Annotated in this window: 6 protein-coding genes; 5 read left to right on the top strand and 1 reads right to left on the bottom strand. The window is 61.7% G+C overall.

Annotated elements, in window-relative coordinates:
- Nucleotides 1–89: 89 nt before the first annotated feature.
- Entirely contained in the window at nucleotides 90–1,418 is a 1,329-nt protein-coding gene (locus tag Pla111_RS15750; RefSeq protein ID WP_146575413.1) for a 6-phosphofructokinase, read from the bottom strand.
- Nucleotides 1,419–1,849: 431 nt separating this feature from the next.
- Here Pla111_RS15750 and Pla111_RS15745 point away from each other — a divergent pair, with 431 nt between their 5' ends.
- The 5 genes from Pla111_RS15745 (at nucleotide 1,850) to Pla111_RS15725 (ending at nucleotide 11,570) form a co-directional block, all read left to right on the top strand.
- Entirely contained in the window at nucleotides 1,850–3,325 is a 1,476-nt protein-coding gene (locus Pla111_RS15745; protein ID WP_146575412.1) for a circularly permuted type 2 ATP-grasp protein, read from the top strand.
- 96 nt (nucleotides 3,326–3,421) lie between these two features.
- Nucleotides 3,422–4,414, top strand: a complete 993-nt coding sequence (locus tag Pla111_RS15740; RefSeq protein WP_146575411.1) for an alpha-E domain-containing protein — start codon at nucleotides 3,422–3,424, stop codon at nucleotides 4,412–4,414.
- Between the two features lie 150 nt (nucleotides 4,415–4,564).
- Nucleotides 4,565–8,005 carry a transglutaminase family protein gene (locus Pla111_RS15735; protein WP_146575410.1) on the top strand — a complete coding sequence of 1,147 codons (3,441 nt, stop codon included), beginning with the start codon at nucleotides 4,565–4,567 and terminating at the stop codon, nucleotides 8,003–8,005.
- A gap of 52 nt (nucleotides 8,006–8,057) precedes the next feature.
- The gene (locus Pla111_RS15730) at nucleotides 8,058–10,637 is read left to right on the top strand and encodes a circularly permuted type 2 ATP-grasp protein (protein ID WP_146575409.1); all 2,580 of its coding nucleotides are present in this window, start codon (nucleotides 8,058–8,060) and stop codon (nucleotides 10,635–10,637) included.
- Nucleotides 10,638–10,676: 39 nt separating this feature from the next.
- Nucleotides 10,677–11,570 carry a transglutaminase family protein gene (locus Pla111_RS15725; protein WP_146575408.1) on the top strand — a complete coding sequence of 298 codons (894 nt, stop codon included), beginning with the start codon at nucleotides 10,677–10,679 and terminating at the stop codon, nucleotides 11,568–11,570.
- Nucleotides 11,571–11,704: the final 134 nt, after the last annotated feature.

Below are 11,704 nucleotides of genomic sequence, written 5' to 3'. Positions count from 1 at the left end.
GATCCGGAGACTGCTCAGCGGTTGGCGGGGAGGACGACGGTGCAGGCCGGTAGCGTTTAACCGCTTGTCGCTGCCCCGCGAGGACAGACCTAGCCGACGAGGTCTTCTTCGTTGACGTAAGTCTCGAGGAACCGAGTCAGCTTGTGGAAATCGCTCTCGGGGTCGATGTAGCGAACCACGGTCACCAGGGTTTCGGGGTCGACCAGATCTTCAAAGGGTACATACAGAAGCTGCAGCTGCCCCTCGACCGAGACCATCACGCCGTCACGCTTCTCCTCAACCAAGGCACGGTAAGCGCCGACTCCCAGCTGGCTGCCGAGCATGACGTCAAACGCATGCGGAGCCGAGCAGCGAGCTTCGTAGCCCAACTGCACGGGCTTCACCGACCGGCTCTTGCCGGTCTGCCGCTTGTATTCTTCGGCGATTAACCGGCTGAAGATGTCGTACAGCGAGATGTCGGAGATCTTGATGTGGCCGTGGTCGTCCCGTTTGGCCCCTTCGAGGTACTTGAAGGGGAGCAACTCGGCGAGACCCTCGGCAACCACCACCACGCCGTACTGCTTTCCTTCGCGCTCGCGCGTGGTCATGGTCAGCACGATGCGTCGGATGACCTCATCTAGGTTCATGACCTCACGGGTGTGAGTTTCTCCCGAGGCCGGGTCGGTGTATTCCTCGGTCGTGCGGTAGTTGCCCGCGATGTCCTCGACGCTGATGACAAGGCTCGCTTCGCCGGCAATGGCGACACCGTAGGCGAGCCAGCCTGCGCTACGCCCCATCGATTCCACGAGAAAGTAGTTGTTGTTGGCCTCAGCGTCAGCCAGCAGGTTGCGAACCGACTTGGCAAGAAAGTCAACCGCGGTGAAGTAACCGAACGTAAAGTCGATGCCCCGATAGTCGTTGTCGATCGTTTTCGGCAGGTGGACGACCGGGATGCGTGGGGATCCCTCGGGCAGGCGATCCTGGTACATCTTGAATTTGTTGGCGGTCTTGAGCGTGTCGTCGCCACCGATCGACACCAAGGCATCGACGTCGAGTGAGCGCAGGGCCTCATAGACGTTCTTGAGTGGTTGTGCCCGCTCGACGTCCTCTAGGTGCGCTGGGCTGGCGATGCCCTTGCCCGGGTTAGCGCGGGCCGTGCCGATCATAATACCCTGCCGGTTGCGGGTGCGGCTGAGCATGTGATGATCGATCATCACGTAGTCGGCTCCCTCGACCAACGGCTTGGCGGTGTCGAAATCGATGAGGTTCGAGTAGCCGTGCTTAACGCCTACGACCTTGATGTCGTTGCGCAGAAACGAAACGGCTGCCGCCGAAATCACGGCGTTAGCCGCCGGGGCGGGTCCACCGGCGAATAGGATCGCGACCTTCTTGATCCTTGACTCGTGCTTCTTGGGGCGGGAAAGGCTGCTGTCGGGCATGGCGACGCGGGGCGTTTAGCGGTGAAGGAAGGGTCAGCGGTAGAATCACAGACCAAGAGTCTACCGGCGCGTTCGCCGGGCGACAGTGGGGCATGTCAGATCCGAAGGGGCTTGTCAGATCCGATTCCCGCTGGGGGAGGTGCCTCCGCGGCTGAGTCACTGAAGAACAGCGCCCGGAGTTTAGTGACGGGGTGCCGCGGTAAGCGGGATAGGAGACTGCGGCACGCAGGTTGCAGTTATCCGCTGACATGCAAGATGAATCTTCGCCTTCGACTTTTGAAGTCGTCAATAACGGCTCGAAAAGCTACGCTAACGCACGGACGCCAAGCCCCTTGGCACCCTACGCTAGTTTTTTAGGCGCCTGGCGTGAGCGAATCGCTAGTGTTTCGCGTCCAACAGCTCCTTGCTCGCCGCAACTTTTGATTGCTTGTATGCCTTACGAGACTGCAACTTTTGACGAGATGTTCGTCGCTCCCGGCCAGCCCCGCCCCGGCTGTGCGGCATTTGTGGAGCGGCTGGGAGGCTTCTCGGTCGATGAGCTTCGCAATCGGCAGTACGCCGCCGAACTGCATCTGAATAACATGGGCATCACGTTTAACGTTTACGGCCACGAGGCGGGGGTCGAAAAGGTGTGGCCGTTCGACGTTCTCCCGCGGATTGTTAGCGACTCCGAATGGGTGCGGATCGATACCGGGCTCCGCCAGCGCGTGAAGGCGCTCAATCTCTTCATCGACGATATCTACAATGACCAGCGCTGCCTGGAAGACGGCATCGTCCCGCGGCACATGGTCGAGTCGGCTTCCGCATATCGGCCTGAGCTGCGGGGCTTTAGCCCCGCGCAGCGCGCCTGGTGCCACGTCAGCGGCGTCGATCTCGTCCGTGATCGCGACGGCACGATCTACGTCCTCGAAGATAATTTGCGGTGCCCCTCGGGCGTTTCGTACGTGCTCGAGAATCGCGAGATCATGAAGCGGACCTTCGCCACGGTCTTTAAGGGAATGGCCGTGTCCCCGGTTGAGCAGTATCCCGAGCAACTGCTCCAAACGTTGCTCGATTGCGCTCCGCCGAACGCCAACGATCGGCCCTGTGCGGTGGTGCTAACGCCCGGTGCCTATAACTCGGCTTACTTTGAGCACACGTTCCTGGCCCAACAGATGGGAATCGAGCTGGTGCAAGGGGCTGACTTGGTCGTGGTCGATGACGTGGTCTACATGCGAACCACACGCGGCCGGCAGCGTGTGGACGTGATCTATCGGCGGATCGACGATAATTTTCTCGACCCCGAGTGCTTCCGTCCGGACTCGATGCTCGGCGTGCGCGGGCTGATGCGGGCCTGTCGCGCCGGCAACGTGACCTTGGCTAACGCGCCGGGTACCGGTGTGGCAGACGACAAAGCGATCTATGCCTACGTGCCGGAGATCATCCGCTACTATTTGAGCGAAGAACCGATCATCGAGAACGTGCCCACCTATGTGTGCGATGATCCGCAACAGCGTGCGCACGTGCTGAGTCACCTCGCGGAACTCGTGGTCAAGCCAACGAATGAATCGGGCGGTTACGGCATCGTGCTGGGGCCCCGGGCCTCGCGCGAAGAGCTGGATGAGCTAGCGCTGCGGATCCGTGCTAAGCCCCGTGAGTACATCGCCCAGCCGATGCTTGAGCTTTCGACAGCCCCCACGCTTGCCGAGACAGGTCTTGAGCCGCGGCACATCGACCTACGCCCCTTTGTGCTGGCGGGCAAGGACATTTATGTCATGCCGGGGGGGCTGACGAGGGTTGCGTTGGTGAAGGGCTCGATGATTGTCAACTCGTCGCAAGGAGGCGGCAGCAAAGACACCTGGGTCATGTGCGACCCCTACGCTACAACGCCTCCCGTCGGGCAAGCGGCCGGGTTTGCGTCCCTGTAAGCTCTGCGGTCAAGCTTTTTGAAAATGCCAGCCCGTTCGGCGCTCTGCTGGCAGTTAGGCTCCTGGTGTCCGTCGCCCCCTGCTCCCCCTGCCCCTATGCTCAGCCGCGTTGCCGATTCGATCTACTGGATGGCGGTTTATGTCGAGCGCGCTGAAAACGTAGCGCGTTTTATCGATGTCAACGACAATCTGACCCTTGGTGAAGGGACCGATCTCGCCGAGCAGTGGGCCCCACTGGTCTACACGACCGGAGACCAAGAACTCTTCGCCGAGCTGTACGGCGAGCCCCGGCGCGAGGCCGTGCTCCGCTTCTTGGCGTTCGACCCGCGCAATCCGAACTCGGTCCTGTCGTGCGTGGCCGCGGCGCGGGAGAACGCCCGCAGCATTCGCGAGTCGATCACAGCTCCGATGTGGGAGCAGATCAACACGTTTCACTTGATGGTGAAATCCGCAGTGCAGGACCGTCGCTTCCTGCAAGAGCCGACCCCTTTCTGCGACATGGTCAAGCACGCCAGCCACGCCCTGGTCGGGACCACTTATACGACCATGTCGCATGGAGAGGCTTGGCATTTCTTGCGGTTCGGCGCGATGCTCGAACGAGCCGACAAGACCTCGCGGATCGTCGATGTCCAGTACTACCACCTGCTGCCTAACGTCGAGGACGTCGGCTCGGCGCTCGACGTGGTCCGCTGGAGCTCGCTGCTCAAATCGGCGAGTGCCCTGACCATGTACCGACGTATCCACGGCCGGATTACGCCCGAACTGGTGGCGGATTTCCTGTTGCTGGACCGCGATTTCCCGCGTTCGATGCGTTTTTGTGTGTCCCGAGCCCAGGAATCGGTCAGCGAGATCACCGGCAGCCGGCCGGGTACTTTTAACTGCGAGACCGAGCAGCGGGCTGGCCGGCTCCGTTCCGAGATGGATTACACGGCGATTAGGGATGTCGTTCAGCAGGGTATGCACGAATACATCGATCAGTTTCAGCTCCGCCTGAACGAAATTGGTGAGTCGTTGCAGAAGGATTTCTTCACGCTGGAAACGGAAGCCGATACGCTAGGGCAGACGCAGAGTCAGCGCAGCTTCGCCTGACCTCCCAGTCAGCACACCCGCGCCAGTCGCGACAAGCCAGCCAGCCCTCCCCCCCATCCTTCGACAGACCCCGCGGCACGGATTTGCCCGACAGGTTTGCCGCCCCATGGCCCCCACCGCTGGTGGACGGCCCGAACGGTCGATCACACGATGAGTATCCGCGTTGCGCTGAATCACCAAACCCGCTACCGCTACGATCGTCGGATCGGGGTTGGCCCGCAGATCATTCGACTGCGTCCCGCTCCGCACTCGCGGACACCGATCGAGGCTTATTCTCTCCGGATCGGTCCGGCGGGAAACTTCATCAATTGGCAGCAAGACCCGTTTGGCAATTATCTGGCCCGGTGCGTGTTCTCCGAGCCGACGACCGAGCTGAGTATTGAGGTCGATCTGACGGCGTCGCTCTCGGCGATCAATCCGTTTGATTTTTTCCTCGAGCCCGACTCCGAAGAGTTCCCCGCCGTCTACGACGCGGAGACGCGCGCAAACCTCAAGCCGTACTTTGCCAAAGACGAGATCGGTCCGCTGCTACATAAGCTGCTGGCGACCATCGACCGCCGACCGCGGAAGATGATCGACTTCTTGGTCGAGATCAACCAGCGGCTGCAGCGAGACATTAGTTACACCGTGCGTTTAGAGCCGGGGGTTCAGACCTGTGAGCAAACCCTCGAGAAGCTGAGCGGGTCGTGCCGCGACTCGGCGTGGCTGTTCTGCCAGGTGTTGCGCAACCTGGGGTTCGCGAGTCGGTTTGTATCCGGCTATCTGATTCAGTTGACCGCCGACCAGAAATCGCTCGACGGTCCCTCCGGGCCGGAAACCGACTTTACGGACCTCCACGCCTGGACCGAGGTCTATCTGCCCGGGGCGGGTTGGGTGGGCTTGGATCCAACCTCGGGCCTGTTTGCCGGTGAGGGGCACATCCCGTTGGCTTGCACGCCGCAGCCAACCTCCGCAGCGCCGATTACCGGCGGCCATGAGCCCTGCGAGGTCGAGTTTGACTTCAGCATGTCGGTCGTTCGGGTCCACGAAGACCCCCGCGTAACAAAGCCGTATACCGAAGAGCAGTGGCAGCAGATCGATGCAACGGGCCGCTTGGTCGATGAGCACCTGGTGCGCGGTGATGTGCGGCTCACGATGGGGGGCGAGCCGACCTTCGTATCGATTGATGATATGGATGGCGAAGAGTGGCAGACCGCGGCGGTGGGTCCCAACAAACGGCGTTTGGCCGGCAGTCTGCTGCAGCGTTTGCGAGCGCGTTTTGGCAAAGGGGGCCTGCTCCACTACGGCCAAGGCAAGTGGTATCCGGGCGAACAACTGCCGCGCTGGGCGCTGGCCTGCTTCTGGCGGGCCGATGGCGTTCCTGTCTGGGAGAACGAAGCCCTGCTGGCTCAAGACGGTGAGTCTTATGGCCACACGATCGACGACGCCCGGCTTTTCGGCCGCCGGCTCGCAGAGCGCTTGGGAGTGAATGCCGAGCACGCGATCGACGCCTACGAAGACGTTTTCTATTACGCATGGCGCGAGCGCCGTTTGCCTGCGAACGTTGATATTCGCAACGCGAAGCTCGAAGACCGTGAGGAGCGTGAACGGCTTGCACGGGTTTTTGAACAGGGCGTGACGAGCGCGGTGGGGGTTGCCTTGCCGCTTCAGTTCCGGTGGTGGGAGGCTGAGCCTCGCTGGCAGAGCACTGCTTGGGTGGTTCGTTCTGACGAGATGTTCTTGGTTCCTGGCGACTCGCCCATGGGGCTGCGGCTGCCGCTCGAATCGCTGATTTACGAGAACGTGCCCGCACACGCAACGGCTTACCTGCAGGCTGATCCCTTCGATCCGCGTCGTCCGCTATCGGTAAAACGACGCCATCAAATGGCGGCCCCGATGCCAGCCTATACGGGCGTGGGGGGCTACGGGGCGGTTGCGCGGAACGAAGCGCGCACGAGTTGGGCCGCAGCGGGCAGCAATGGCAGCGGCTACGACGGCAACGGAACGGCCCCGGCCGAGCAGCAACCGCGCGCAAATCGCGGGGACACCTGCAGCGATCCCTTCAAAGCAGACGTGCGTTACACCGGCTTGCCGGATGTGGTACGGACGGCACTCTGTGTCGAAGCACGGGGCGGCACGCTCCACATCTTCATGCCCCCGATCGATCGGCTAGATGTGTTTCTTGATCTGATCGACGCGGTCGAGGATACCGCCGACGAACTCAACACGCCGGTGGTGATCGAGGGATACCTACCGCCGCACGACAGTCGTTTGAAGCACATCAAGGTGACGCCGGACCCCGGTGTGATCGAGGTCAACGTTCAGCCAGCCGAGAGCTGGGACGAGCTGTCAGCCATTACCACCGGCGTCTACGAGGACGCGCGCCAAAGCCGTCTGGGGACAGAAAAGTTCGATCTTGATGGCTCGCACACGGGCACGGGGGGTGGCAACCATGTGGTGATCGGCGGAGCCACGCCCGCCGACAGCCCCTGGTTGCGGCGCCCCGACCTGTTGAAGAGCTTCCTGGCCTATTGGAATAACCACCCGTCGCTCTCGTATCTGTTTTCGGGCAAATTCATTGGTCCAACGAGCCAGGCACCGCGTGTCGAAGAGGCGCGGGGCGATTCGCTCTATGAGTTGCAGATTGCCTTCGAGCAAGTCCGTCGTGATCGTCCTTGCCCGCCGTGGCTCGTGGATCGCATCTTCCGCCACCTGTTGGTCGATGGCACCGGAAACACGCACCGGGCCGAATTCTGTATCGACAAGTTGTTTTCGCCGGACAGCAGCTCCGGTCGCTTAGGGCTGCTTGAGTTTCGAGCGTTTGAGATGCCCCCGCACGCGCGGATGAGCCTCACCCAACAGCTGTTGATCCGCGCACTGGTCGCGCGCTTCTGGGAGACCCCTTACGAGGGTCCGCTCGTTGCGTGGGGCACCACGCTGCACGATCGCTGGATGCTGCCCCATTTTATTTGGCAGGACTTTGAGGACGTGATCGCCGAAACCTGCCAAGCCGGGTTCCCGATCGAAGCCGAATGGTTCGCCCCTCACCAGGAGTTCCGGTATCCGTTCATCGGCTCGTTCACCCAACGGGGTGTCCATGTCGAGTTGCGCCGCGCGATCGAGCCCTGGTACGTCCTGGGAGAAGAGGGGGCCGCGGGCTATACGGCTCGCTATGTCGATTCCTCGGTTGAGCGGTTGCAGGTGAAAGTCTCGGGCATGACCTCGCCGCGCTACGCGCTGGCCTGCAACGGACGACGCGTGCCGCTGCACCCCACAGGGGTTGAAGGGGAGTACGTGGCGGGAGTGCGTTTCAGGGCTTGGCAGCCACCAAGCTGTCTGCATCCGACGATCACGGTAGACGGCCCGCTGCGATTTGATCTGGCCGACGAGTGGATGAACCGTTCGGCGGGCGGTTGCGAGTATCATGTGGGGCACCCGGGCGGCCTGAATCCAACTACCTTCCCGGTGAATGCACTTGAGGCGGAAACCCGCCGGGCGACGCGATTCTTCGCCTTTGGTCACACGGGCGGAAGCCTTAAGATTCCCCCGATTAGCAGGAGCCCCGAGTTCCCGCTGACCCTCGACCTCCGCCGCGGTCGATCATCAGTCTGACAGGAAGGCTCGGGATTCTCTTCTTATTCGACGTCACCCCCTGATTTTATCGATGCCCAGCCAGGCTCAAACCAACAGCCAAGCCATGGCAGGCTTGCCGGAAACGGTTGAGCAGCAACTGCTATCGACCTACGTGCCGCCGGCAGGAGCTTACGACGAGCTATACGATGCCCAGCGGGTGGCCCGCGCGCCCTGGCTGGCCTTGCTCGAACAGGTTGAACGGCTGGGAGGAGCCGAGGTCGAACGTCGGTGGACGCAATCCCAGCGCTTGATCCGTGAAAACGGCATTGCTTACAACGCTTTCGGCGACGCCGATGCCCGACCGCGTCCGTGGGCACTCGACCCCGTCCCGCTGCTGATCGCTGAGGCTGAATGGCGGGGCATCTCGGCGGGCCTGACCCAGCGTGCCAAGTTGCTGGAACTGGTGCTGCAGGACCTGTATGGCCCGCAAGAGCTGCTGCGTTCGGGCTTGCTGCCGCCGGCGCTGGTGTACGGTCATCCGGGCTACCGCATTGCGCTGCACCAGACCGATCGGTTGCCCACCGCGGCACCGATGCTTCAGTATTACGCAGCGGACCTCGGCCGCGCGCCAGACGGCAAATGGTGGGTTTTGGCGGATCGCACCGAGGCCCCTTCGGGAGTCGGCTTCGCGTTGGAAAATCGCGTTGTCACCTCGCGCATGCTGCCCGAGGCGTTTCGCGACAGCCAGGTTCAGCGCTTAGCGCCCTTCTTTCAGCAGCTTCAGACCATGCTGCGGAACCATGCCCCCACGCATCGGCATAACCCGAGCATCGCGATTCTGAGCCAGGGCGTGGGTCACCCGAACTACTTCGAAGACGCCTACCTCGCCCGTTATCTGGGTTGCTTGCTTGTCGAATCGGGGGACCTGACGGTTCGCGACCACAAGGTGTGGATGAAAACGCTCGACGGTCTCATGCCGATCGATGTGCTGCTCCGTCGTCCCAACAGCGAGCTGTGCGACCCGCTCGAGTTGCGGGGAGACGGAATTTCGGGCGTTGCCGGGCTCTTGCAGGCGGAACGCGCAGGAGCCGTCTTGTTGGCTAACCGCTGCGGCAGTGGGCTCGTCGAGTCACCTGTTTTCATGGCCTTTATCCCGCGCCTCTGTCAGGCCTTGCTAGGAGAGCCCCTCAAGCTGCCCGGTGTCGCGAGCTGGTGGTGCGGCGAGGCGGTTTCGCTCGACTTTGTGCTCGCGAATCTCGATCGGTTGGTGTTGAAGAAGGCGTATCGCAGCCGGGGCGAAGAGTCGCTTCTGGTGCACCAACTCCAACTGTTGTCGCGTGAGCAACTCATTGAGCTGATACGGGCTGCGCCCCATACCTTCGTTGCGCAAGAGCAGGTGAATCGCTCGTCGGCACCGGCCTATCGGAACGAGCGGATCGAACCCACGCATATCGCGCTGAGGGCCTTTGCGGTCTCCTCGTCGGGCGGCTACAGCGTCATGCCGGGGGCTTTGGCGCGCACGACTTCTGACTTCGGTCCGCTCGAGGCATCGACCCTTTCCGGAGAAGGGAGCAAAGACGTCTGGATCGTAGGCGATGAGCCTGTCAAAGCCGTTACGCTGTTATCGACGGAGCAAGAACCGCTCGAGCTTGTGCGGATCGGTGCCCAGCTGCCCAGCCGCGTTGCCGACGATAGCTTCTGGTTGGGCAGGCACCTGGAACGTGCCAACGCCGCCGCGCGACTTGTGAGGCTAGTTGCAACGCGACTAACTAGCGAGGGAGAGCTGTCCGATTTTCCAGAACTGCGCGCGCTGGTGCGCGGACTCGTTGAACAGGGGCAGATCGAACCCGGTTACGCAGTCGAGCCGCTCCGCACACTCTTACCGCAGGTCGAGGAAGCGCTCCCGAGTCAGGTGCTCGACACCCACCGCGCTGGGTCACTGGCGTTCACCATCGGGAGGCTCTATTCGGCCGCATCGCAGGTACGAGACCGACTCTCACGCGATACCTGGCGGATTGTGCTGGGAATCAATGAAAAGCTCTTGGCGATCGACTCAGACAGGGCCAATCTCGCCGATCTCTTGAATCTTACCGATGAGCTGATCGTTGATCTTGCTGCGGTTGGAGGGATGGTGGTCGAGAGTATGACACGCACCCAGTTCTACCGCTTTCTGGATATCGGCAGACGCGTTGAGTGTGCCAGCCAATCGGTTGACCTGTTGAAGACCTGTTTGATCGACTGCCGTGACTCTTCAAGGCCGCTGCTGGAAGCGATGCTCGAATCCGCCGACAGCCTGATGACCTATCGCTCGCGTTACCGGGCAAGTGTTCGGCTCGCTGCGGTACTAGACCTCTTGGTGACGGACGAGACCAACCCACGGAGCATCGCGTTCCAGATCGACACCTTGGAACGACACGTCAGAAAGTTGCCTCGCACCGGCGACGGCGCAACGGCCGCCTCCGACCGCGAGCAACGGATCGCACTGTCGCTGAAGCACGCGATGCAGATGATCGATATCGTCCCCTTGAGCGATGCCTACGAATTAGGGCAACCTGAGCCGCTGGCTAAGCTGCTGGCGGGGATCGCACACGATTTACCGGTGCTTGCCAGCGCGGTGTCGCTCAAATATTTGGCGCATTCGGGGCTGCCACAGCAGCTCTCTCCCTCTTAGCCACTGTTGCCTCGCCGAGATTGCTCCGCCGAGTCGCCCATGCGTTACCGCATCCGCCACACTACAAAATACGCCTACGACGACCCTGTTGCGGTGTGCCACAATCTGGTGCGTTTGGCTCCGAGGACGTCTGCCAGACAGACCGTCAATTCTTATCGGCTTGTGGTCTCTCCCGATGCGATGCTGATCGGTGAGCGAACCGATCTGTTCGGAAATCGGGTGCAGTATTTTTCTATCGACGAGTCCCACCACGGCCTCTCGCTGACCGCGATCAGCGAAGTTGGTGTTGAACCGAGCAGCGAGCCGCAGGCGAAAAGCCTTACGTGGGAGAGTGTTCGCGCTCAGATTCATAGTGCCGCAGCTCCTTTACCGCTTGCCGCATGTCGCTTTGCCTATGCTTCGCCCCATGTCCCCTTAAACGACAAAGTGCGCGAGTACGCGGCCCCCTCGTTCACTCCGGGCAGGTCGATCCTCGAGGCCGCCAAGGACTTTACCGCACGGCTGCATAATGACTTCGATTATGACCCGCGCGCCACGACGGTCAGCACGCCGATCTCGGTTGCGCTAGAGCAGCGTGCCGGGGTTTGCCAAGACTTTGCTCACGTTCAGATCGCGGGGCTACGTGCCATGGGGCTGGCCGCGCGGTACGTGAGCGGCTATCTGCGGACACTCCCCCCGCCGGGGAAAGAGCGGCTTGTCGGTGCCGATGCGTCTCACGCGTGGCTCAGCGTTTATGTGGGCGACGGCGCGTGGGTTGATCTGGATCCTACCAATAACTGCGTGCCCGGCACCGACCATGTGACGGTTGCCATCGGTCGCGATTACGGCGATGTCTGCCCGATCCAGGGAGTTTTTGTTGGAGGCGGTTCCCATACGATGAGTGTTTCGGTCGATGTGGCACCTCTGACCGCCAAACCGACCACCACGCCGTAGCGCCAGATCTCAGCGCCAGAACGACAGAGAAGCGTTCCACGGGCGCGCGAAACCGCACGATGAGACGTTGCTGTGCGGGTTCCCAGCGGCTTGCCTGATCGTTACAATCCGCCATCTTTAACACGTGGCGTGAG

It is taken from the genome of Botrimarina hoheduenensis, assembly GCF_007859815.1.
Taxonomy (GTDB): domain Bacteria; phylum Planctomycetota; class Planctomycetia; order Pirellulales; family Lacipirellulaceae; genus Botrimarina; species Botrimarina hoheduenensis.
This window is presented reverse-complemented; position numbering and strand designations above follow the sequence as displayed.